This is a genomic window from Kitasatospora sp. SUK 42 (assembly GCF_015776785.2).
GTDB lineage: Bacteria > Actinomycetota > Actinomycetes > Streptomycetales > Streptomycetaceae > Kitasatospora.
The window spans coordinates 1,160,170-1,184,435 of the sequence record NZ_LFMD02000002.1 but is presented as its reverse complement, the minus strand read 5'-3'; the positions used below and the strand labels follow the sequence as shown (position 1 = coordinate 1,184,435).

The window sequence follows — 24,266 nt, the reverse complement described above, 5'->3', positions numbered from 1 at the left end:
GGGGGAGGGGACGGCGGGGGCGGCGGAGGCTCCGGCGGACTCGGGAGCCCGGCCGGGACCGGGGACGGCGGCCGCGGCCGCGCCGTTCGGCGGACGGCGTCTGGGCCCTGGCGGCTGGGTACGGATGCTCTGCTCCACCCGCCCAACGTACGGTCCGATCATCGCCACACTGTGTAATGGACCGTTCAGGCCTTGTCCCGTGTCTCCGGGTGGAGTAGTCCTGTGATGGTCGCCCACGGGTGCCGACCTGCGCGGCCGGGCCGACGCACATGATCACCGGATGACGGCACGGGGGCTGGGCATGACCGACGACTTCACCTTCGAACGCCTCGACCACGTCCAGCTGGACATCCCGGCCGGGGCCGAGGACGAGTGCCGCGCCTTCTGGTCCGGCGTCCTCGGCATGACCGAGCTGGCGAAGCCCCCGGTGCTGGCCGCCCGCGGCGGCGGGGTCGAGGTGCACCTCGGCGTCACCCCGGACTTCCGCCCGGCCCGCAAGGGGCACCCCGGCTTCCAGGTGCGCTCGCTGGACGCCCTCGCCGAGCGGCTCGCCGCGCACGGCCACGAGGTGCGCTGGGACGACAACGTGCCCGGCCGCCGCCGCTTCCACAGCGCCGACAACCTCGGCAACCGGCTGGAGTTCCTGGAGCCGGGCCCGGCGGCGACCGAGGCGTGAGCCACCCGAGGCGCTGCCCGTAGACTTGGGGGTCGGCCCGTACGGTGCCGACCCAACTCCTCCAAGCCCACGGGACTGCGCTTCATGTCGCTCACGATCGGAATCGTCGGCCTGCCGAACGTCGGCAAGTCGACCCTGTTCAACGCCCTGACCAAGAACGACGTGCTGGCGGCCAACTACCCGTTCGCCACCATCGAGCCGAACGTCGGCGTCGTCGGCGTCCCGGACGCGCGACTGGCGAAGCTCGCCGAGATCTTCGGCTCCCAGCGCATCCTCCCGGCCACCGTCGACTTCGTCGACATCGCCGGCATCGTGCGCGGCGCCAGCGAGGGCGAGGGCCTGGGCAACAAGTTCCTCGCCAACATCCGCGAGTCGGACGCGATCTGCCAGGTCGTCCGCGCCTTCACCGACCCGGACGTGGTGCACGTGGACGGCAAGGTGTCGCCCAAGGACGACATCGAGACCATCCACACCGAGCTGATCCTGGCCGACCTCCAGACCATCGAGAAGGTCCTGCCGCGGCTCCAGAAGGAGGCGCGCCTGAAGAAGGACACCGCCCCCGTGCTGGCCGCCGCCGAGGCCGCCCAGGCGATCCTGGAGACCGGCAAGACCCTCTTCGAGGCCGGCTTCGACACCGCCCCGATCCGCGACCTGCACCTGCTGACCGCCAAGCCCTTCCTCTACGTCTTCAACGTGGACGAGGCCGAGCTGGCCGACGAGGACTTCAAGAACGCCCAGCGCGAGCTGGTCGCCCCGGCCGAGGCGATCTTCCTCAACGCCAAGATCGAGTCCGAGCTGATCGAGCTGGACGACGCCGAGGCCCTCGAACTCCTCCAGTCCATGGGCCAGGACGAGCCCGGCCTCGCCACCCTCGCCCGCGTCGGCTTCGACACCCTCGGCCTCCAGACCTACCTCACGGCCGGCCCCAAGGAGGCCCGCGCCTGGACCATCAAGAAGGGCGCCACCGCCCCCGAGGCCGCCGGAGTCATCCACACCGACTTCCAGAAGGGCTTCATCAAGGCCGAGGTGATCTCCTTCGCCGACCTGGTCGAGACCGGCTCCATCGCCGAGGCCCGCTCCAAGGGCAAGGCCCGCATCGAGGGCAAGGAATACGTCATGCAGGACGGCGACGTCGTCGAGTTCCGCTTCAACGTCTAGTCGAACTGCGGAAAGGCCGCCTGACCTGCGACAGAGCGGGTTGGGCGGCCTTTTTGGTCTACCAGGAGTTCGCAGTCCTGCCGCTTCGGGCCGCCGCGACCCGTGCTGACCACCGTGTTGGCGCAGCCCATACGTTTCCCCCTCACGTCGCCGGCTTGACGGCACGTGGTCGGTACAAACCGCTTGCCCGGGACGGTCGGCCATGAGCTAGCGTTGTCCTGCACCGCGTGTCCTCCCGGAGGACGTACTCGACGCGACCTGCGTGTGCCCTTTCGGGTTCGGTGACGAAGCCTCAGGTGTGCTCCCGGCGGGAGCCATCCGGCATCCGTCACCGAACACAACGTAAGGGGACGCGTTCCAATGGCTGCCGTCGAGTACAGGCCCAAGAACCACGTCTGGGTCCGCGATGTCCTGGTGGGCATCGCGGCGAGCCTCGGCTCGAACCTGCTGTGGCTGCTGGCCCAGGTCGTGGTGCACCGCCTCGGCTGAGCCGGGCGGCGGGCGGGCCTCCGGGGGTCCGCCCCTCATCAAGCCGGGGCACGGGTTAATCTACGGATCGTCATTGCGGCCCGCCGGGCTTCCGCTCCGCATCGGTGGAGCTACGAAGGACATGCCCCCACCCGCACGAGTCAGTTCGTGCCTGGGGGACCCTCGTGCTTCTGCAACTTTCCGCGGCCGAGATCGGCGGCCTCATCGCCGACCAGGACGGGTCGGTGCATCTTCCGATCACCGAGCGGTTGATCAGCGAGCATTCCGCGGTGAAGGGCGAGCCGGCCGGTGTCGGTGACATCAGATCGTGGAACAACAGCATCCCGGTAGTGGTCAAGGCCCTGCTGGACTGCGGCCTCGACGAAGTGGAGGTGCAGATCGAGGTCGCGCTGCCGCATACCGATTCCGCAGTCGACCTGGTGCTGTGTGGTCGGCATCCCGGCACGGGGGCGGACTCGTACCTCGCGGTTGAGCTGAAACAGGCCCGGCACGCCACCGTCGACCCTCAGTGTCCGACCGCCGTCGATCTCGGTTTCAGCGACGGGAAGATCAAGCTGCATCCGGTCCGGCAGATCCAGAACTACTGCGACTACATGATGCGCTACCTGCCCCATCTCCGGGAGAGCGACGACCGGTTGATGGGTGTGGCACTGCTCCACAACGCCCGGGATGCGGACGTGGCCGCACTCTTCGATCTGCCCGAGACCGACTACGGCTTCCTCTACACGCTCGATGATCTGGACCGGTTCCGGCGAGTCCTCACCTCCAGGTTCGCCGCCGCATCCGGGAAGCGAGCGGCACTCGCACTGGAGCAGTCCCGCCGCGAGCCCTTGCTCAAGGTCACCGATGTGGCGCGGCAACGGTCCGTCACCGGCGGTGGCCTCACGCTTCTCGACGAGCAGTTCGTTGCAGCGGACCGGATCATTCGGCGTCTGGAAAGGGCCTCTCCTTCCAGCAGCTTCAACGTCGGGCTGTTTCACGACGCTGACACCGCTCACGGCCCCGCCATCGATTCGGATGGCAGGAAGCGGGCCTACATCCTGCGGGGCGGTCCTGGCAGTGGGAAGAGCGCCGTGGCCCTGGAACTGCAGCGTGTGCTCGGCATCAAGGGACGCGAGGCGGTGCTGGCGAGCGGATCCCATGCGTACACGGAGACGCTGCGGGAGATCATGACGAGTACGGCACGCCGCGGGCAGAGAGCGAGCAGAAGCCGTGCGGCTCTCAGGCTGTACCAGTACTTCAACAGCTTCACCAAGACCCCGCCGGACGGTATCGAGGTCCTGATCTGCGACGAGGCGCACCGCTTGCGGCGCAGTTCGACATACCGCTGGACGCCGAAGGAACTCCGCGACGACGGCCGGCCGCAAGCGCTCGAGCTGATCAGAGCCGCCCGAGTGCCGGTCTTCCTGCTCGACGACCACCAGTCGATCCGCCCGGACGAGGTGGGCACGGCCGACTACCTCAGGAACCTTGCCGAGGACAACGGCTGTCTGGTCGAAGTGACCGATCTGGAGGGGACGTTCCGCGCGGGAGGCAGCAAGCGGTACCAGCGCTGGGTCCAGCAGTTGTTGGGGCTGAACGCCGCCGATCCGGTCACCTGGCGACCGGACGGGCGGATGACGCTCACGGTCGCCGACTCTCCTGAGCAGATGGACCAGTTCATCCGCGAACGAGCCGCTGAGGGGGCCACGGCGCGCATCACCGCGGGCTTCTGCTGGCCGTGGAGCAATCCGGAGGGTGAACGGCTGGTCGACGACGTGCGCATCGGAGACTGGCACCAACCGTGGAACGTGAAGCCGGAGCACAGCGTTCCGAACGCGCCGCGGTCGGACCTGTGGTCGACCGATCCGCGCGGCATCGGGCAGATCGGCTGCGTCTACACGGCACAGACTTTCGAGTACGACTGGAACGGCGTCATCATCGGCCCCGACCTGGTGTTCCGCGACGGGAAGTTCAAGGTGGACCGGACGGCTTCCCGTGATCCCGCCTTCCGTGGCCAGGTCGACGACGAGGCCGTCTACCGGTGCGTCCGCAACGCCTACCACGTGCTTCTCACCCGCGGGATCGTCGGCACCGTGGTCTACGCGGTCGACCCGGCCACCCACAATGAACTGCGCAATCGGATCACAGGTGCCATCGGCCTGCAGAACTACAAAGGCATCCGACCGAAGCTCACAGCTGAAGGATCACAACTTCCCTCTGGCTTCGGAGGACGCCGCAGGTAGCCTTGATCCCGTTGTCGCTGCGGCCCGCCGGGCTTCCGCTCCGCCTGGCGGAGGGATCAAGGACATGCCCCCACCCGCACGAGTTCCTTCGTGCTGTCTTGGGGGCTTTCCTTGCTGTTCCGCGACTCCGCTGCCGCGGTCGCCGCCGAGTGTTTCTCCGGTGCGCTCTTCTTCCGCCTGACGGAGCAGTTCGCACACGTTCACGGTCACAAGCCGAGTTCGTCCGAGGTCCGCTCGTGGGAGCGGAGCATTCCGGTACTTGCGAGCGCGTTGAACGATGCGGGGCTCGGGCACGTGGAGATGCTCCTGGAGTACGGTCTGCCGCTGAACAGCAAGCGGGCCGACGCCGTGCTGGCCGGCGTGCACCCGCGGACCGGTCTGCCGTCGTACGTCGTTGTGGAGCTCAAGCAGTGGAGCAGCGCCGAGCCGGACGACGACGATCCGTCGTTGTGTCGTGTCGACGCGTACACCCGGGCAGTGCTGAACCCCGTCGACCAGGTGCGCGGCTACTGCGAGTACCTCGTTTCCTTCAACGGAGTACTGGCCGAACACCCGGAACGCATCAGCGGTGCCGCATATCTGCACAATGCCACCGAATTCGGCGTCGGCGGGCTCTTCGAAGCCGAGCAGGACCAGTTCGGCCAGCTTTTCATCGGTGCGCGACGCGGGGAGTTCATCGACTTTCTGCGCGCGAATCTGGGGGACGAGTCCGGCGTTTCGGCCGCGGACGAGCTCGTCAACGGGAAGATCGGCCCGTCCAAGCAGCTCATGGCGGTGGCCGCCCGAGAGGTGCGTGAGCGCGAGCAGTTCGTGTTGCTGGACGAGCAGAAGATTGCGTTCCGAACGGTCCTCAACGCCGTCCGCCGTGCCAAGCAGTCCGACCACAAGGAGGTCGTGGTCGTCACCGGTGGGCCGGGCACGGGCAAGAGCGTCATCGCCCTGTCGCTCCTCGGTGAGATGTACCGACAGGGCACCACCGCGCTGCACGCGACGGGCTCCAACTCGTTCACGACGACGATGAGGAAGGTCGCGGGCGCCCGAAAGCGCGAGGTGCAGGACCTCTTCAAGTACTTCAACAGCTTCATGAAGGCCGAGCGCAACAGCATCGATGTCCTGATCTGCGACGAAGCCCACCGTATGCGGGAGACATCGGCCAACCGCTACACACCGGCGTCGAACCGCACGGGCAAGGCCCAGATCGAGGAGCTCATCGACGCGGCCCGTGTCCCGGTGTTCCTGCTGGACGAGCATCAGGTGGTTCGGCCCGGCGAGATGGGGACGGTCGCGGAGATCGAGGCGGCTGCTGCGAAGAAGGGGCTCCGCTGCCAGGTGGTGCCGCTCGACAGCCAGTTCCGCTGCGGTGGCAGCGATGCGTATCTGCGTTGGGTGGTGAGGCTGCTGGGACTTGAGCCGGGCGGCCCCGAGACGTGGGAGCCCGACGACAAGATGCAACTCGTGCTCGTGGACAGTCCGCAGGAGATGGAGGCTTTCCTCGACGATCGTCGCGCGCGGAAGTACAGCGCGCGCATGACCGCCGGCTACTGCTGGAAGTGGACCAAGAAGGTGGAGCCCGGGCGGGCGCTGCCTGCGGACGTCACCATCGGGGGGTGGGAGCGGCCCTGGAACGTCTACGGAGACCGGGCCGTCAGCGGCGCGCCCCCAGCGGCCCTGTGGGCGACTGATCCTGCCGGTTTCGGGCAAGTGGGCTGTGTCTACACGGCGCAGGGATTCGAGTACGACTGGAGTGGCGTCATCATCGGCTCCGACCTGCTGTGGCGCGGCGACCGCTGGGTCACCGACCGTACGGCCTCCAAGGATCCCGTCTTCAAGAAGTCGACTCGGGACGCGGATGTGGACCGGCTGATCCGCAACACGTACAAAGTGCTGCTGACACGGGGGATGATCGGCACGGTGGTGTACTCGACCGACGCCGAGACACGCGAGAAGCTGAGGGAACTGGTCGGCACCACGGCGCGGAACCAGTAGCCCGGGGTCTGTCAGTCCGCAGGGAGTCCGCAGGGCCTCGATCGCAGCTGTCACCTGCCATCGTCGGTGTGCACCATGTGGCTTCGGCGCTTCGGGTGAAGCGCCCGTGGTGGGGGTGGTGGGTCCTCTAGGGTGGGGTGGCTGAACTGAGGCTTGGGGAGAAGGGGTTGGGCGTGGAGGTCGAGCTCGGGTTCGAGGTGGCGGAGGGTGCGCCGGAGGGGGCGGAGGTCGAGGCGGCGCGGTCGTTGACGCGGTGGCTGCTGGCGGAGCCGGAGCTGCGGGGTGTCGAGGTGCGGCCCCGGTCGGCGGATCCGGCCGGGGGGCAGATGGGGGAGGTGCTGGAGGTCGTCAACGTGGTGCTGGCCAACGGCATCGCGCTGGGGAGCCTGGTGACCGCCATCGCCACCTGGCGGGACTCGCGGCGCGGCGGGACGCGGGTGCGGATCGAGCGCGGCGGCACGTCGGTGGTGATCGAGGGCGGCTCGGCGGAGGAGGTGCGCCGGATCGTGGCGGAGCTGGAGCCGCCGGCCGGAGGCGCTGAGCGGTCGTGACCGTGCTGGCGGACCCCGGCAGGTCGGCGGCCGTGCTCGTCGGGGTGCACGACTACCTCCACCTGGAGGGCCTGCCGGCCGTCGAGCGGAACCTGGCGGGGCTGCGCCGGGTGCTCACCGACCCCGGGGTGTGGGGGCTGGCGCCCGAGGACTGCCCGGTGATCGCCCAGCCGGGCGACGTGCGCGCGGTGCTGGACGTCGTACGGCAGAAGGCGCGGGAGACCACCGACACCCTGCTGGTCTACTACGCCGGGCACGGGCTGACCGACGAGTACTCCGAGGAGCTGTACCTCGCCCTGCCGGACACCGACCGCGAGCGCGAGTACACCGCGCTGCGGTACGAGTCGCTGCGCCGCGCGGTGCTGGACCCGCAGGCCCGGGCCCAGCGCACGGTGGTGGTCCTGGACTGCTGCTACAGCGGCCGGGCGCTGGTCGGCGGGATGAGCGCGGGCGACCACCTCGCCGACCGGACGGTGGTGAACGGGACGGTGGTGCTCACCGCCTCGGCCTCGACCAGGCCCGCCCTCTCGCCGCCCGGGGAGCTGTACACCGCGTTCACTGGGGAGCTCATCGACCTGCTGGAGAGGGGTGTCCCGGGCGGGCCCGAGCTGCTGGACATGGACACCCTCTACCGCAGGCTGCACGAGCGCCTCGCCGCGAAGTCCCGGCCGCTGCCGCAGCAGCGCAACCGCAACACCGGCGGCCTGATCGCGATCGCCCGCAACCAGGCCGCCGCCGTCCCGGTCGCCCGGGCCGGCGCGCCGACGGAGCCGGAGCCGGAGCCGGAGCCGGCGGCCCCGGTCACGGAGTCGGAGCCGAAGCGGTGGGTGGCCGAGGAGGCGGAGCGGCTGCGGAGGGCCGCCGAGGCGGCCGCGCAGGAGCTGCTGGTCCGGGCCACCGGCCTGGCGGCGGCGCTGGCGGCCCGGCCGGACCAGGCGTTCCGGCCGTACTGGCTCGCCGTCCCCGAGGCGCGCCGGCTGTTCGGTTCGGACGGTTCGCTGGAGCCGGTCGGGGAACTGCTCCCTGGCACCTGGCACCTGGCCGTCCAGTCGCGCGGGGACGCGTTGCTGGTCGAGCTCCCGGACCGTACGCAGGGTCTGCTGCTCGACACCGCCGGGCTGGAGCGGGGTGAGTACCGCGGGGAGGGCCCGCCGGAGGGCGATGAGGGGTTCGAGCCGTACTGGTTCGCGGTGCCCACGCGGCGCCCGCTGGCGGCGCCGGCCGGTTCGGCACCGGACGGTTCGGCGGCACCGACGGGGGAGCTGGTGCCGGGGACGTGGTACCTGGCCGTGGAATCGCGCGGAGGCGCGCTGCTGGTCCAACTCCCTTACGGGACGAAGGGTTTGCTGTTCGACACCGCCGGGCTGGAGCGGGGCGAGTACCGCGGGGAGGGCCCGCCGGAGGGCGATGAGGGGTTCGAGCCGTACTGGTTCGCGGTCCCGGTGCCGCGTCAACTCATCGGCCTGGAAGCGCCGATGGAGCCGGTGGCCAGGCTGGCGCCCGGGAGCTGGTACCTGGCGGTCGCGGCGCGTGGGGACGCCTTGGTGGTCCAGCTCCCGACCGGTGTCAGCGGGTTGCTGCGCGAGACGGCCGGGATCGAGCGCGGGGTCTAGGGCGTGCCCCGGCGTCGTGGACCTGGCGAAGATCCACAAGGCACGCCCTGTCGCGGCGCGGCGCCCTGGCGGTGGCTCAGGCCTGAACGGTGACGGTCAGCACGCCGTACGCGTCCGCCGTGACGGTGACGGCGCCGAGGTCGGCGGCGAGGGCGTCCGGGTGGTGGGCGGCGGCGCGGGGGCCGACGCCGACGACCCGCATGCCGGCCGCGCGGCCGGCGGCGATGCCGGCGCCGGAGTCCTCGAAGACGAGGCAGTCGGCGGGGGCGAAGCCGAGGCCGGCGGCGCCCTTGAGGAAGCCCTCCGGGTCGGGCTTGCTGGCGCCGACGGACTCGGCGGTGATCAGGAGGGGCGGCAGCGGCAGGCCGGCGGCGTCCATCCGGATCCGGGCGAGCGCCAGGTCGGCGGAGGTGACCAGGGCGTGCGGGAGGTCGTCCAGCGCGGCGAGGAAGGCGGCGGCGCCGGGGACGGGGACGACGCCCTCGGTGTCGGCGCGCTCCTCGTCGAGCATCTGCTCGTTCTCGGCGAGGTTGACCTCGGTGGGGCGGTCCGGCAGCAGTGCGGCCATGGTGGCGTGGCCCTGGCGGCCGTGGGCGACGGCGAGCACGGCGGCCGGGTCGAGGCCGTTGCGCTCGGCCCAGCGGCTCCAGCAGCGTTCGACCACGGCGTCGGAGTTGACCAGGGTGCCGTCCATGTCGAGGAGCAGGGCGCGGGCGGTCAGCCGGACGGGGGCGGCGGGCATGGGTGACTCCTCGGGAGACTCGGGCTCGGGGAGAATGGCGAAGGAAGAGCCGAAAGGCGAGCTCTTTGTTTCTTAATGATACAAAAGATCACGAGAGCAGGTGGGCGTTGACCGCCCGGGCCTCCTCGGCCAGCTCCGGCAGCTCCACCACCTCGACCCCGGCCGCCTCCAGCAGGGCCGTGCCCTGGCAGTCGGTGACGAACAGGTCCGGCTCGCGCCAGGCGACCACCACCCGCGGCACGCCCGCCGCGATGATCAGCCGGGCGCACGGCACCGGCCGCGAGGCCCGCTGCCCGCAGGGCTCCAGGCTGCTGTAGACCGTCGCCCCGCGCAGTCGCGGGTCGCCCGCCGGGAGCTTGCCCAGGGCCGACTCCTCGGCGTGGGCGTGCGCGTCCGCCTCCCGGCTGAAGCCCTCCGCCAGCACCTCGCCGTCGGCGCCGACGATCACCGCGCCGACCGAGAAGGCCGTTTCGGACGGCGGGCAGCGGCGGGAGAGTTCGACGGCCCGGCGCAGGTGGCCGAGGTCGGTGGCGGCGGATCGGTTCACGGCGCGGGCTCCTTCGGGGCGTACCTGAGCAGGACGACGTCGCCCACGGTACGTGCCTCCAGCAACCGCATCCGCCGGGCCGGGCCACCGGGGAAGGCGGCCGGGCGGACGAACCGCGGCGCCTCGGCCTGGCCGACCAGCAACGGGGCGACGGCCAGCTGGAGTTCGTCCGCCAGGCCCCGGGCCAGGAACTGGGTGTGCACCCCGCCGCCGCCCTCGACCATCAGCCGGCGCACCCCGCGCTGGCCCAGGTCGTCCAGGAGCGCGCCGAGGTTCACCGCCCGGCCGAGCGCGACCACCTCGGCCAGCCCGTCCAGCCGGGGGCGCAGCGCCGCCGCCCCGGCGTCCGTGGTGTAGGCGAGCTTGGCGCCGCCGGTGTGCCAGAACCGCAGGTCGGCGTCCAGGGCGCCGCTCGCGCTGAGCGTCACCTTCAGCGGGTACTCGGGCCGTCCGGAGGCCAGTCGGGCGGACCGGCGCGCGGGGTCGTTGACCAGCAGGCGGGGGTTGTCGGCGCGCAGCGTGTTGCCGCCGACCAGGATCGCGTCGGCGGCCGCGCGCTCCTCGTCCACCCGGTCGAAGTCGGCGGTGTTGGAGAGCAGCAGGCGGTCGGGGGAGGCGTCGTCGAGGTGGCCGTCGAGTGACACGGCGGCGCTCAGCAGGACGAAGGGGCGCTGGCCGGGGCCGGGCATGGGCGGGACCGTTCTGTCGGGTGCGCCTCCACGGTACGGCGGCCGGGTGCGGCGCGGGTGCCCCATGGCCGACATGTGAGACGGTTCTTCTCGCCATGCGGAACGCGGCGTAGCGTCGGGCCGTTCGCGGAAACGGAACGCCGACCACGATTCGAGGGGCATCACATGACCGGACCGCAGCCCGCCGCCGTCTACACCCACGGCCACCAGGAGGCCGTACTGCGCTCGCACCGCTCCCGTACGGCCGCCGACTCGGCCGGCTACCTGCTGCCCGAACTGCGGCCCGGGCAGGCGCTGCTGGACGTCGGCTGCGGGCCCGGCACGATCACCGCCGACCTGGCCGAGCTGGTCGGCCCGAGCGGGCGGGTGGTCGCGCTGGACACCTCCGCCGAGGTGCTGGAGCAGGCCGCCGGGTACGTCGCCGGCCGCGGCCGGGCCAACGTGGAGTTCGCGCTCGCGGACGCGCACCGGCTGCCGTACCGGGACGGCGAGTTCGACGTCGTGCACGCCCACCAGGTGCTCCAGCACGTGGCCGACCCGGTGGGCGTGCTGCGCGAGCTGCGCCGGGTGACGGCGCCCGGCGGGGTGGTCGCCGTCCGGGACGTCGACTACGCCTCGATGACCTGGTTCCCGGAGGTGCCCGCGCTGGACCGCTGGCTGGAGCTGTACCGGCGGACCGCCCGCGCCAACGGCGGCGAGCCGGACGCCGGCCGGCGGCTGCTCTCCTGGGCCCGCGAGGCCGGCTTCACCGAGGTGACCGCCGGGGCGGGCACCTGGACGTACGCGACGCCCGAGCGGCGGGCCTGGTGGGGCGGGATGTGGGCGGACCGGGTGACCGGCACCGCGTTCGGGCGGACGGCGGTGGAGCGGGGCTTCGCGGACCGGGCCGAACTGGAGCGGATCGCGGACGGCTGGCGGGAGTGGAGCGCCGCCGGGGACGGCTGGTTCTCCATGCTGCACGGCGAGATCCTGGCCCGCGGCTGAGCGGGAGACCGGGGGAGACCGGGGGAGGGCCGGGGGTCGGGGCTGCGGGCCGGGGGAGGGCCGTGGCCTGGCCGGGGTCGGACGGGAAAGTCCGGGCAGGCGTTCGGAAAGATCGGGTAAAGTCGCGCGACCGTTCACATCGGGCCCGTTCGGGTCCGATCCGAGCTGCGAACGCCGAGCAGACGCCCGTCCCGGCGGGTTGGGGGAGTCCACGTGTCCAAGCCTGAGCCGGCCCCGGGGGAGGACCCCCGGGTGGACCTCCGCAAGGACGCCGCCGAACCCCCGACCGCCGCGCCCGAGCCGCCGACCGCTGCGCCCGCGCCCGAGCCCGCCGCGGCCCCCGAGCCGGTCGACCCCTGGGCCCCGCCCGCCGGCCACCCGCCGCAGGCCGCCCCCCTGACCTCGCAGGCCCCGCCCCCGCCGCCACCCCCGCCGCTGCCCGCCGGCGGCTGGGCCACGGTGCCGCCGTCCGCCCGGTCCGGCCTCCAGCCCGGCCAGGCGAACCAGCACCAGCAGCAGCAGTACCCGTACCCCTACGGCTACCCGACCCCGTACAACCCCCAGCCGGAGCCGTCCACCAACGGCTTCGCGGTCGGCTCCCTGGTGACCGGTCTGTTCCTGCTCGGGCCGGTGGCCCTGGTGCTCGGGATCCTCGCGCTCAACCGGATCGGCCGCCGCGGGGAGCGCGGCCAGGGCATGGCGGTGACGGGCGTGGTGCTCGGGGTGGCCGGCACGGTGCTGCTGGCGCTCGCCCTGGGCGCGGGGGACTTCGGCCCCGCGAACAACGGCCGGTACGGCCAGGCCGGGAAGCCCCCGGCCGGGTCGGTCCGCTGGTCCGCGCTGAAGGCGGGGGACTGCTACAACTCCCCGGACGGCGGCTCGGTGACCGACGAGAACGGTGACGAGACGGTCTTCTGGGTGCGCCGGGTGCCCTGCGCGGACCCGCACCACGGGGAGGTGGCCGGCACCGCGAAGGTCCCCGACGGCAGCGGCTCGTACCCGGGCGAGAGCGCGGTGCGCGAGCAGGCCGTCGAGCTGTGCCGCACGGTGCTCGACGACTACGCGCTGGACCAGTGGGCCGTCCCGGACGGCATGAGCGACGTCTACCTCTACCCGAGCGAGGGGAACTGGGAGTCCGGCGAACGGCTCGTCACCTGCGGCTTCGAGGACCGCGACGACCAGCACCGGGGGACGGTCCGCACCGACCGGGCCGGCCTGACCTCCGCCCAGCTGGCCTACCTGGAGGCCGTCCGGGGCTTCAACAGCACGTACGCGGACGCACCGGCTAAGGATCTCGACGAAGCCGGGCCCGACTACCAGGCCTGGGCCCGCCGGATGGCGGCCGCCTCCCGGGCCGAGGCCGCCGCGCTGCGCCGGCCGACGGTGGACTGGCCGGCCGAGGCGAGGTCGGACGTCGGGAAGCTGGCCGAGGCCCAGTCGCAGGCGGCCGCCGCCTGGGACACCGCGGCCTCCGGCACCGACCTGGCGGGGGACCTGCGCCGGGCCCGGGCGCTGGTGGCCAAGACGGTGCCGATCAGCGTGGAGATCCGGCGCGCGCTCGGCCTGTCCACCGGCGAGCAGGCGCCCGACCTGCGGGTCTGAGCCGCCACCGGGAGCCCGGTTACCCATCGTTTACCGCGCCCGTACCCGCCGGTAGCCCGTCGCCCGTAGGGTCGCGGACGTGCCCCCGGCCCGACCCCCACGCGGGCCGGGGGCACCCGGGCGCGCCCGGACCGGGGCGCGTACGGCCGGGGGGTGCGCGCGGGCGGGCGGCGCGTGGGCCCGGGGCGCTGGCGCCGGGGGCGCCCGTCGGCGGGGAACCGGATAGCCTCCCGGCATGGGCACCTTCCGGGTGATGCGGCAGGACGACAACGGCAACCGGTTCACGGTCGCCAAGGGCCTCGACGAGGCCGAGGCGCGGCGCCTGGCCGGCGAGTTCGAGGCGCGCGGCCACAAGCAGCTGTACTGGGTCGAGTCCGAGGCCGGGGACGCGGCCCCGTAGGGTCGGGGCATGGACCAGACCGGCGAGACCACCACCGGGCCCCGGATCGTCGTCGGCGGCGCCCTGATCCGCGACGGACGGGTGCTCGCCGCCCGCCGCAACTCGCCCGAGGCGGTGGCCGGGCGCTGGGAGTTCCCCGGCGGCAAGGCCGAGCCCGGCGAGACCGAGGCGCAGGCGCTGGAGCGGGAGCTGCTGGAGGAGCTGGGCGTACGGGCGCGGGCGCTGCGGCGGCTGCCCGGCGCGTGGGCGGTCCGGCCGGGCCTGGAGCTGCGGTTCTGGGTCGCCGAGCTGCTGTCCGGCGAGCCGCGCGCGCTGGAGGACCACGACGAGCTGCGCTGGCTGGGCCCGGCCGAGCTGGACTCCGTGGACTGGATCGAGCACGACCGGGACGTGCTGCCGCACGTCGCCGGGCTGCTCGCCGACGGGCGCGACGCGCAAGCCGCCAGATAGGTCAATCAGACAAGACGACCCGACGACCGGGATAGCCTGGGTCGTGCTGGGTATGTCACTTTTCGGCACTATTCGTCACCATCGGTGAGCCGTCCCAGCCGGCGACGCCGATCCCGACCAGAGCCGGAGGCCCCGTCGGTGTCGACTACCGGAAACGGTGGCGGGGGAGCGCGGCGGGCAGGTACCGCAGGGAGCGCCGCCGCCCGCGCCCGACTGCGCCGCGCCGCCCGTCCGGCCGCCCCGCAGCCGCCCTCCGGCCGCCGCCGCGGCGGGCTCACCGCCCCCGAGGCCACGCGCCCCGTCCAGCCCGCTCCGACCCTCGCCGTCCCCGGGCCCGGCACTCCGCCGGGCCCGCGCGGCCGCCCCGGCCGGGCGTTCCCCGGCGGGCCCGCCGACACCGCCAGGGGCTTCGGCGCCCCCGCCGAGGGCAGCCTGCTCGACATGCTCAAGGTCGCCATCGCGATCCTGGACACCGCGGGCCGGGTGGTGCTCTGGAGCCCGGCCGCCGAGGAACTGCTCGGCTGGCCGAGCGAGCTGCTGGTCGGCCGCCGGATCGACGAGCTGATCCCCGACCCCGCGCAGGTCGTCCGGATCCGGACCGCGATCCAGGACACCCTGCGGTACGGCCGCTGGGCCGGCTACGCCGAGCTGCGCGACCGGGACGGCCTGCCGGTCGCCGTGGACGCCCGGATCTCCCTCCTGGTGGACGGCGACGGCACCCCGTTCCTCCAGGTCAACATGGCCGAGGCGGCCGCCGTCGGGGCCGTCGAGCGGGACCTCGCGGTGCGCGACGCGCTGTTCGAGCAGTCCCCGCTGGGCATCGCCATCATGGACACCGACCTGCGCTACACCGCCGTCAACCAGACCCTGGCCGAGATGAACGGCGTCGCCCTGGAGGACCACGTCGGCCGCACCACCGGCGAGACCCTGCCCGAGCGGGCCGCTGACGAGATCACCGCGATCCAGCGCCAGGTGCTGGCCACCGGCGAGCCGGTCATCGACGTCACCCTCGCCTCCCCGGTCACCACCCGGGCCGGCTACCGCTCGATCTCCTACAGCCGGATGACCGACCGCTCCGGCCGGGTGCTCGGCATCTCCGGCACCGTGATGGACGTGACCGAGCGCTACCGGGCCGTCGCCAAGGTCGAGCACGCCCGGCGCCGGCTCTCGCTGCTCAACGAGTTCGGCTCCCGGGTCGGCGACCTGCTCGACGCCGCCCGGATCGCCCAGGAGCTCGCCAGCGCCGTCGTCCCCCGGCTCACCGACCACTCGGCGGTGATCCTGCTCCAGGCCGTCGCGCACGGCGACGACCTGCCCCGGCACGGCCACGACCGGCGCACCTCGCTGCTCCAGCTCGGCACCGCCTCCGTCCAGGACGGCCCCGAGGTCGAGGTGATGCTGCGGCGCGGCGCCCGGATCACCTTCGCCGAGGACTCCGCCTGCGGCCGGGTGCTGCGCACCGGCCTGCCCGAGCTGCTCTCCGGCTCCGACCAGCTGGACGACGTGACCTACCCGGGCGACCCCAAGATGCAGGCCGCCCACGACCTGGGCGTGCACTCGATGCTGGTCGTCCCGCTGCGCGCCCGCGGCATCGTGATCGGGCTGCTGCTGGTCAGCCGGGCCGGCTACCGCGAGGGCTTCGACCGGGACGACCTCGCCTTCACCGTCGAGCTCGCCGACCGGGCCGGCAGCTCGCTGGACAACGCCCGCCTCTACGCCCGCGAGCGCACCGCCGCGCTCACCCTCCAGCGCACCCTGCTCCCGCAGCAGGTCCCGCAGCCCACCGGCGTCGAGGTCGCCTACCGCTACGTGCCCGGCAGCAGCGGCACCGAGGTCGGCGGCGACTGGTTCGACGTCATCCCGCTGCCCGGCGACCGCACCGCGCTGGTGGTCGGCGACGTGATGGGCCACGGCCTGCGGGCCGCCGCCACCATGGGCCGGCTGCGCACCGCCGTACGGGTGCTGGCCGCCCTGGACCTGCCGCCGGACGTCCTGCTGCGGCACGTCCACGAGCTGGCCGACGACCTCGCCCAGGGCCCGGACGAGGCGCTGCTCGCCACCTGCGTCTACGCCGTCTTCGACCCGGGCACCGGGAAGCTGACCGTCGCCAAGGCCGGGCACATCCCGCCGGTGCTGGTGGTGCCAGGCGAGGAGAACGGCGAGCCGACCCGCACCGGCAGCCCGCTGCCCGGCGGCGCCGGCCGGATCCTCGACCTGCCCTCCGGAGCGCCGCTCGGCGTCGGCGGAGTCCCGTTCGAATCCGTCGAACTGAAGATCCCCGAGGGCAGCCTGCTCGCGCTCTGCACGGACGGCCTGGTGGAGTCCCGCGACAAGGACCTCGACGTCGGCCTCGGGCGGCTGATCACCGTGCTCCAGGAGCCGTACCCCTCCATCCAGGCCGCCTGCGAGGCGGTGCTCGACACCATGGAGCAGGGGCGCGAGCCGGACGACGTCGCGCTGCTGCTCGCCCGGCTCGGACACGGGCAGGCCGGCACCCCGACGGCCGGCTGGACCCTGCCCGCCGAGCCCACCGCCGTCTCCCGGGCCCGCCGGCTGGTCCGCGGCACGCTCGCCGAGTGGGGCGTCGAGGAGCTCACCGACACCGCCGAGCTGCTGGTCAGCGAGCTGGTCACGAACGCCATCCGGTACGCCAGCGCCCCCATCGGGGTGCGGCTGACGCTCGGTGAGACGCTGCTGGTCGAGATCTCCGACCCGCTGCCCGACCCGCCGCGGGAGCGGCACGCGGCCGAGGCCGACGAGGGCGGCCGGGGCCTGGAGCTGGTCCACCGGCTGGCACTGCACTGGGGCGCCCGGGCGGAGGGCATCGGCAAGGTCGTCTGGTTCGAGCTCGCGCTGCCGGGTAATGAGCCCGACGGATCATGAGCGGATCATGAGGCGAGTAGAACGCGAGTAGAACAGTGCTGCATATGCCATCGGGCGCCCAGGGGGAGCGCGCGCTCCGGAAGGGGGCGCGGGCGTGGCATTGTGGTTGCGCGGGCGGTAGGACAAAAACCTTCGCCCGATCTGATGTTGTGATGTTGAGGGCGTGTGAACGCACCCCTCGATGATGAATACTCGGTCTTCTCGACATCCGGACGGTCGCGGGTTGGAGGGGTCGGTCCGTTGAACAGCACTCCGGCGCGGAACGCGCCGAGCAGCAGCGGTCATGCCGTCGTACCCGGGCAGGCCGGTTCCTCGCACCTGCCCGTCCCGGCGGCGCCGCCGGACACCAGGAGCACGGGCCCGGGCCACGGCGTCCGGCCCGCCGCCCGCCCCGCGGCCTACCCCGCCGCCGAGGAGCGGTCCTGGGGCGCCGGCGACCCCGGCTCGATCTACGACTACATCCGGGTCGCGACCTTCGCGATCGGCCCCGACGGGCGGATCAGCCAGTGGAGCGAGCGCGCCGCCGAGTTCTTCGGCGTCCCCGCCGCCGAGGCCGTCGGCTCCGACCCGATCACCACCTTCGTCCCCCGCGAACTGTGGCAGCGCGGCCGCACCCGGCTGGAGCGCACCCTGGCCGGCGAGGAGTGGGTCGGCACCACCCCGTACCGGGACGCCGCCGGCGGCGAGGGCCTCGCCGAGCTCTACCTGATGCCCGACAGCGCCCTGCCCACCGCGGGCGCCACCTGTCTGGCCGTCGACCTCGGGCGGCTGCGCCGGATCGAGACCGACCTCGCCGCCTCCGAGGCCGTCTTCGGCCAGACCCCCACCGGCTTCGTGCTCTTCGACGACCGGCTACGGCTCCAGCGGGTCAACGACGCCTTCGCCTCCGGCATGGGACTCGTCCCCACCGACCTGGAGGGCCTCACCGCGCACGACCTCTTCCCGCCCTCCGAGGCCGACCGGCTCACCGCCGCCCTGCGCAAGGTCCTCGCCACCGGCGAGCCCGTCTTCGACCTGCGCTTCCACGGCGCCGTCCCGACCCGCGAGGGCAACCGGCTCTGGGCCATCTCGCTGTACCGGCTCAACGGCTCGGCCGGGCAGCCGATGGGCGTGGCCGGGCAGGTCTCCGACGTCACCAGCCGGCACGTCGCCGAGCGCGAGGCCGACGGCGTGCGCCGCAACCTCGCCCTGCTCAACGAGGCCAGCGCGCACATCGGCTCCACCCTCGACCTGGAGACCACCGCCAAGGAACTGCTGGACGTCGTCGTCCCGCCGTTCTGCGACCTCGCCACCGTCGACCTCTACACCGCGCTGCTCTCCGGCGAGACCGTCCCCAGCGCCGGGCGGCTCGGCGACACCGTGCTCACCGACGGCAGCGGCGAACTGCGCCGGGTCGCCGTCTCCAGCGTGCTCGGCGGCGCCTCCTCGGTGCTCGGCTCGATCACCAGCCTGCCGATCGCCGAGGCCGGCGGCACCCTCTGCTACCCGCGCCGCTCCCCGCACGCCCGGGCGCTGCGCACCGGCCGCAGCGTCGTCCCCGACCCCGGGCGCGACCCGCTGCTGCGCTCCACCCTGATCGTCCCGCTGGTCGCCCGCGACCAGGTGCTCGGGCTGGTCCAGCTCTCCCGGGCGATCGGCAGCGAGCCCTTCGACGCCCGTGACGTCGCGATCGCCGAGGAACTCGTCGCCCGCGCCGCCGTCTGCATCGACAACGCCCGGCTCTACCGCCGCGAGCACGAGCGCGCGCTGATCCTCCAGCGCAGCCTGCTGCCCCCGGGCAATCCGGCCGCCAGCGGCCTGGAGATCGCCTGCCGCTACCTGCCCAGCAACAACAACACCGAGGTCGGCGGCGACTGGTTCGACGTCATCCCGCTGCCCGGCAACCGCACCGCCCTGGTCATCGGCGACGTGATGGGCCGCGGCCTGCGCGCCGCCGTCGCCATGGGGCAGTTGCGGACCGCCGTACGCACCCTCGCGATGCTCGACCTCGACCCGGCCGAGGTGCTCGGCGCCCTGGACGAGATCGCCCGCGGGCTGGGCGACGACTCCGTCCCGGTCGGCCCGCCCACCCAGTACGGCCGGCTCACCTCGACCGCCGACGAGGAGGCCCGCGAGGTCTACCTGGCCACCTGCGTCTACGCGGTCTACGACGCCGTCACCCGCCGCTGCGTGTTCGCCAACGCCGGCCACCTGCCGCCCGTTCTGCTCAGCCCCGGCGAGCCCGCCCGGATGCTCGACGTGCCGCCCGGCCTGCCGCTCGGCGTCGGCGGCGAGCCCTTCGAGGAGGTCGAGCTGACCCTCCCGGACGGTGCCGTGCTCGGCCTCTACACCGACGGCCTGGTGGAGAGCCGCAAGCACCAGCTGGACGAGGGCCTGCGCGCCTTCCGCGCCGCGCTCGCCGACCGCGGCAAGGGCCTGGAGGACCTCTGCGACCACGTCCTCGGCGAGCTGGACCCGCACCACGGCGAGGACGACATCGCGCTGCTGATGGCCAAGGTGCACGCCTTCCCCGAGGACGCCGTCGGCAACTGGTTCCTGCCGCCGGAGCCCACCTCCGTCGCCAAGGCCCGCGAGCTGGCCTGTAGCTGGCTGCTCTCCCGCGGCCTGGAGGAGCTGGTCGACACCACCGAGCTGCTGGTCAGCGAGCTGGTGACCAACGCGCTCAAGCACGGCCGGGGCGAGATCCGGCTGCGGCTGCTGCGCGAGCGCGGCCTGGTCTGCGAGGTCTGGGACGACGGCTACGCGCAGCCCCGGCAGCGGCGTGCCCAGGAGACCGACGAGGGCGGGCGCGGCCTGCAACTGGTCAGCCTGCTGGCCGAACGCTGGGGCAGCCGGCGCACGCCCAAGGGCAAGATCGTCTGGTTCGAGCTGGCGCTGTAGGCCGCCCTGGTGGGCCGTCCGGGTGCTGTCGCCCGGCGGCCCGCCGTGTCGGCGCGGGCGGGGCCGCCCCGGCGGCGTTCCATGTCCGCCATGCGCGTCCGCCAGCTCACCGCCGCAGCCGCCGCGCTGCTGCTCACCGCCGGTCTCGGCGGTTGTTCCGACGGCCCGGCCCCGGGCCGTACCCCCGAACCCGCCCCGGCCCGGGCCGATCCCACCGCCACCACCGGCGACGTCCGGGCCACCGACCGCACCGCCGTCCGGGACGGCGGCACGCTGCGGTGGGCGGTGGACGGCGTCCCGGCCACGCTCAACGTCTACCAGCAGGGCGCGACCGCCGACTCGGCGCTGGTCGCCCACGCCCTGTACCCCTCGCTGTTCCGGCCGGACGAGCACGGCCGGTTCGTCCCCGACCCGGACTACCTGGCCAGCGCCGAGTCCACCCCGTACGGGCAGCTGCCGCAGGTGGTCACCTACCGGCTCAACCCGCACGCGGTCTGGAGCGACGGCACCCCGCTGTCGGCCGCCGACCTCGCCGCCCAGCGGGGTGCCCTCTCCGGCCTGGACCCGGACTACGAGGGTGGACACCCCGCCGGGTACGACGCGATCGACTCGGTCGTCCAGGGTGCCGACCCGCACGAGGTCAAGGTGACCTTCCGGCAGCCGTACGCCGAGTGGCGATCGCTGTTCGGGCCGCTCTACCCGGCCGCCGAGACCGCCACGCCCGGCGCCTTCAACCGGGCGCTGACCGGCAAGGGCCACCCGAGCGCCGGGCCGTACACCCTCTCCCGGTACGACGCCGAGGGCGGGCGGGTGACCGTGGTGCGCAACCCGGCGTGGTGGGGGGACAAGCCGAAGTCGGACCGGATCGAGTTCCTCGCCGCGCCGCCCGAGCAGCGGCTGGACCAGCTGAACCAGGAGCAGCTGGACGTCGCCCCGCTCACCGCGGCGGTGGACCGGGCGGTGCCCGAACCGTCCTCCGCGAGCCCCTCGGACGGCTCCGCCGGCCAGCCCGCCGCCGCCCCGCCGGCCGCGGCGCCCGAGGCGGCGGAGCTGGCGCTGCGGCGGGCCGAGTCGCTGCCGGGCGTCACCGTGCACCGGGCCGCCGCCGCCTCGCTCACCCAGCTCACCGTCAACGCCGACCGCGGCCCGCTCACCGACCCGGCCGTCCGGCAGGCGCTCGGCCGGGCGGTCGACCGGCGGCGGATCGCCGAGGCCGCGCTCGGCCCGCTCGGCCTGCCGGCCGCCCCGCTCGGCAGCCACCTGTTCGCCGAGGACCAGGAGGGCTACCGGGACAACAGCGCCGCGGCCGGACCGGCGGACGCCGCCCGGCTGCTGGACGAGGCGGGCTGGAAGCGGTCCGGCGACGGCGTCCGGAGCAAGGACGGCAAGGACCTCGCGCTGACCCTGCTCGTCCCGGCCGGCTCCGCGACCGCCAAGCGCACCGCCGACGCGCTCACCGCCGACCTCGCCGAGTCCGGCATCGAGGTGAGGCCGGTGGCGGCGGCCGCCGAGGACTTCGTCAAGGACCACCTGGCCAACGGGGACTACGACCTGGCCCTCTTCTCCTGGCCGGTCGGCCTCAGCCCGGCGGGCGAGCAGCGGGCCACGTACGCCAAGCCCCGGCCGGACCCCGACGGGACCGTCGCGGTCGGCAGGAACTACGGCCGCAGCGGCTCCGACGAGATCGACCGGCTGTTCGACCTGGCGGTCGCCGAGCTCGACCAGACGACCCGGCTGGACCTGCTCCAGGAGGCGGACGTACAGATCTGGCGGCTCGGGCACTCGGTGCCGCTCTACCAGCGGCCGGAGCTGGTCGGGGTGCGGACCGGGGTGGTCGGGGCGGGTGCGTGGGGCTTCGGCTGGCCGCGCTTCCAGGACGTGGGCTGGAGCCGCTAGGCGCCGGATCGGGCGGGTTCGGAGGCACTCCCTCCGGGCCCGCCCGTTCGCGCTCCCGGAGTGGTCGGAGCGCGAACGGGGGAGTGTCGGAGGGTGACCGCCGGATGAAGAGCACGTGACCCGCTTGTGATCTTGATCCCGCTCGACCAGCTCGTTTCTGCTCCCCTGGGCGCTTCCCCGTACCATAGGGAAAAGCCGAGGCATGTCCAGATGCCCGGCGGGTGGACCGGTAGTAGAAGGCGGAACGGGTGGCGGCGGCCGACAGGGCCGCAGGTGCGCGTCCCGCGGCCGGGCCCGCCGTAACCCACGATTCCGGGAGAATCCGCTAGGCATGCCCACGCGCAACGACATCCGTAACGTCGCCATCGTCGCCCACGTCGACCATGGCAAGACCACGCTGGTCGACGCCATGCTGAAGCAGGCCGGCGCCTTCGCCGCCCACCAGCAGCTCGACGACCGGATGATGGACTCGAACGACCTGGAGCGCGAGAAGGGCATCACCATTCTCGCGAAGAACACGGCGGTCAAGTACCACCCGAAGGACGGTGGCGCGCCGATCACCATCAACATCATCGACACCCCGGGCCACGCCGACTTCGGTGGCGAGGTCGAGCGCGGTCTGTCGATGGTGGACGCGGTGGTCCTGCTGGTCGACGCCTCCGAGGGTCCGCTGCCGCAGACCCGCTTCGTGCTCCGCAAGGCGCTCAGCGCCCGCCTGCCCGTCATCCTGTGCATCAACAAGACCGACCGCCCGGACTCCCGGATCGACGAGGTCATCAACGAGACCTACGACCTGTTCCTGGACCTGGACGCGGACGAGGACCAGATCGAGTTCCCGATCGTCTACGCCTGTGCCCGTGACGGCGTCGCCTCGCTGACCAAGCCGGAGAACGGCACCGTTCCCGCCGACAGCACCAACCTGGAGCCGTTCTTCTCCACGCTGCTGGAGCACGTCCCGGCCCCGAGCTACGACGAGGGCGCCCCGCTCCAGGCGCACGTCACCAACCTGGACGCCGACAACTTCCTCGGCCGCATCGCGCTGCTGCGCGTCGAGCAGGGCGAGCTGCGCAAGGGCCAGACCGTGGCCTGGATCAAGCGCGACGGCTCGATCCAGAACGTCCGCATCTCCGAGCTGCTGATGACCGAGGCGCTCACCCGCAAGCCGGCCGAGGTGGCGGGCCCCGGTGACATCTGCGCCGTCGCCGGCATCGGCGACATCATGATCGGTGAGACCCTGGCGGACCCCGAGAACCCGATCGCGCTGCCGCTGATCACGGTGGACGAGCCGGCCATCTCGATGACCATCGGCACCAACACCTCGCCGCTCGTCGGCCGTGGCGGCTCCGGCAAGGGCGCGGACGCCAAGTCCGGCGCCAAGGTCGACCGCAAGGTCACCGCCCGCCAGGTGAAGGACCGCCTGGACCGCGAGCTGATCGGTAACGTCTCGCTGCGCGTGCTGGACACCGAGCGTCCGGACGCCTGGGAGGTGCAGGGCCGCGGTGAGCTGGCGCTGGCCATCCTGATCGAGACCATGCGCCGCGAGGGCTTCGAGCTGACCGTCGGCAAGCCGCAGGTGGTCACCAAGGAGGTCAACGGCAAGACCCACGAGCCGGTCGAGCGCCTCACGGTGGACGTGCCGGAGGAGCACATGGGTGCGGTCACGCAGCTCATGGGCATCCGCAAGGGCCGGATGGACAACATGTCCAACCACGGCTCGGGCTGGGTCCGGATGGAGTTCGTCGTCCCGTCCCGCGGCCTGATCGGCTTCCGCACCGAGTTCCTCACCAACACCCGCGGCACCGGCATCGCGCACTCGATCCACGAGGGCCACGAGCCGTGGTTCGGCACCCTGACCACCCGCAACAACGGTTCGCTGGTCGCCGACCGGGCCGGTGTGGTCACCGCCTTCGCGATGACCAACCTCCAGGAGCGCGGCGTGCTCTTCTGCGAGCCGGGCACCGAGGTGTACGAGGGCATGATCGTCGGTGAGAACTCGCGCTCCGACGACATGGACGTGAACATCACCAAGGAGAAGAAGCTCACCAACATGCGGTCCTCGACCGCCGACGTGGCCGAGTCGATCGTCCCGCCGCGCAAGCTCTCGCTGGAGCAGTCGCTGGAGTTCTGCCGCGAGGACGAGTGCATCGAGGTGACCCCGGAGACGGTTCGCATCCGTAAGGTCGTGCTCGACCAGAAGGACCGCGGACGCACCGCCTCGCGCGCCAAGAAGGCGTGATCCGGACGCTCTGAACGGCCATTGGCCGGAATGCTTCGCCCCCCTTTCCTTTGGAGAGGGGGGCGAACTTTTTCAACTACTCCAAGTTGTCGGGGCGGTTATTCACGGAATAGCGCTCATCACACCCGAGTGTCCGCTGAGCGAACGTGACAGTTCGTCATCCGTGACGACTGTCCGTCTTGTGCCTGTCTGGCTATGTCTCAAATGTCCGGTTTTCGAAACTTACCGACTGTTCATGTGACCTAATTGAGATCGTCAC

General features: G+C 72.7%; 16 protein-coding genes and 1 pseudogene. 15 read left to right on the top strand and 2 right to left on the bottom strand.

Annotated elements, in window-relative coordinates; translation table 11 throughout:
* The first annotated feature begins 280 nt into the window (after positions 1-280).
* The 7 genes from RZ50_RS04980 (at position 281) to RZ50_RS04955 (ending at position 8,698) form a co-directional block, all read left to right on the top strand.
* The gene (locus RZ50_RS04980) at positions 281-676 is read left to right on the top strand and encodes a VOC family protein (RefSeq protein WP_254801989.1); all 396 of its coding nucleotides are present in this window, start codon (positions 281-283) and stop codon (positions 674-676) included.
* A gap of 84 nt (positions 677-760) precedes the next feature.
* On the top strand, positions 761-1,834 hold the full coding sequence (gene ychF, locus RZ50_RS04975) for a redox-regulated ATPase YchF (protein WP_196948703.1): 1,074 nt from the start codon (positions 761-763) through the stop codon (positions 1,832-1,834).
* Positions 1,835-2,194: 360 nt separating this feature from the next.
* Complete coding sequence (locus RZ50_RS28875; RefSeq protein WP_254801988.1) at positions 2,195-2,323, top strand: DUF6408 family protein; 129 nt, start codon at positions 2,195-2,197, stop codon at positions 2,321-2,323.
* A 164-nt stretch (positions 2,324-2,487) separates the two neighbouring features.
* The gene (locus RZ50_RS04970; protein WP_196948702.1) at positions 2,488-4,548 is read left to right on the top strand and encodes a DUF2075 domain-containing protein; all 2,061 of its coding nucleotides are present in this window, start codon (positions 2,488-2,490) and stop codon (positions 4,546-4,548) included.
* A 111-nt stretch (positions 4,549-4,659) separates the two neighbouring features.
* Positions 4,660-6,534 carry a DUF2075 domain-containing protein gene (locus RZ50_RS04965; protein WP_196948701.1) on the top strand — a complete coding sequence of 625 codons (1,875 nt, stop codon included), beginning with the start codon at positions 4,660-4,662 and terminating at the stop codon, positions 6,532-6,534.
* A 173-nt stretch (positions 6,535-6,707) separates the two neighbouring features.
* On the top strand, positions 6,708-7,085 hold the full coding sequence (locus RZ50_RS04960; protein WP_196948700.1) for a hypothetical protein: 378 nt from the start codon (positions 6,708-6,710) through the stop codon (positions 7,083-7,085).
* A complete protein-coding gene (locus RZ50_RS04955; RefSeq protein WP_196948699.1) occupies positions 7,082-8,698 on the top strand; it encodes a caspase domain-containing protein in 1,617 nt (538 codons plus the stop codon). The genes RZ50_RS04960 and RZ50_RS04955 overlap by 4 nt, the downstream gene beginning before the upstream one ends.
* A gap of 76 nt (positions 8,699-8,774) precedes the next feature.
* Here RZ50_RS04955 and RZ50_RS04950 read toward each other — a convergent pair whose 3' ends face one another.
* Positions 8,775-9,440, bottom strand: coding sequence for an HAD-IA family hydrolase (locus tag RZ50_RS04950; RefSeq protein ID WP_196948698.1), 666 nt, complete (start codon positions 9,438-9,440; stop codon positions 8,775-8,777).
* Between the two features lie 88 nt (positions 9,441-9,528).
* Positions 9,529-10,676: pseudogene (locus tag RZ50_RS30305) on the bottom strand (dihydrofolate reductase family protein).
* A gap of 165 nt (positions 10,677-10,841) precedes the next feature.
* Here RZ50_RS30305 and RZ50_RS04935 point away from each other — a divergent pair.
* The 8 genes from RZ50_RS04935 to typA all read left to right on the top strand — a co-directional run bounded on the left by RZ50_RS04935 (position 10,842) and on the right by typA (position 24,007).
* Entirely contained in the window at positions 10,842-11,660 is an 819-nt protein-coding gene (locus tag RZ50_RS04935; RefSeq protein ID WP_196948695.1) for a methyltransferase domain-containing protein, read from the top strand.
* 213 nt (positions 11,661-11,873) lie between these two features.
* Positions 11,874-13,262: a DUF4190 domain-containing protein gene (locus RZ50_RS04930; RefSeq protein WP_217680268.1), complete on the top strand. Its 1,389-nt coding sequence runs from the start codon at positions 11,874-11,876 to the stop codon at positions 13,260-13,262.
* Positions 13,263-13,497: 235 nt separating this feature from the next.
* Complete coding sequence (locus RZ50_RS04925; RefSeq protein ID WP_217680266.1) at positions 13,498-13,662, top strand: SPOR domain-containing protein; 165 nt, start codon at positions 13,498-13,500, stop codon at positions 13,660-13,662.
* A 9-nt stretch (positions 13,663-13,671) separates the two neighbouring features.
* Positions 13,672-14,112 carry an NUDIX domain-containing protein gene (locus RZ50_RS04920; protein ID WP_217680264.1) on the top strand — a complete coding sequence of 147 codons (441 nt, stop codon included), beginning with the start codon at positions 13,672-13,674 and terminating at the stop codon, positions 14,110-14,112.
* 138 nt (positions 14,113-14,250) lie between these two features.
* Positions 14,251-16,995 carry a SpoIIE family protein phosphatase gene (locus tag RZ50_RS04915; protein WP_308271398.1) on the top strand — a complete coding sequence of 915 codons (2,745 nt, stop codon included), beginning with the start codon at positions 14,251-14,253 and terminating at the stop codon, positions 16,993-16,995.
* A gap of 240 nt (positions 16,996-17,235) precedes the next feature.
* Entirely contained in the window at positions 17,236-19,875 is a 2,640-nt protein-coding gene (locus RZ50_RS04910; protein ID WP_196949825.1) for a SpoIIE family protein phosphatase, read from the top strand.
* 90 nt (positions 19,876-19,965) lie between these two features.
* The gene (locus tag RZ50_RS04905; RefSeq protein WP_217680259.1) at positions 19,966-21,771 is read left to right on the top strand and encodes an ABC transporter family substrate-binding protein; all 1,806 of its coding nucleotides are present in this window, start codon (positions 19,966-19,968) and stop codon (positions 21,769-21,771) included.
* Between the two features lie 331 nt (positions 21,772-22,102).
* Positions 22,103-24,007, top strand: coding sequence for a translational GTPase TypA (gene typA, locus RZ50_RS04900; protein ID WP_196949722.1), 1,905 nt, complete (start codon positions 22,103-22,105; stop codon positions 24,005-24,007).
* Positions 24,008-24,266: the final 259 nt, after the last annotated feature.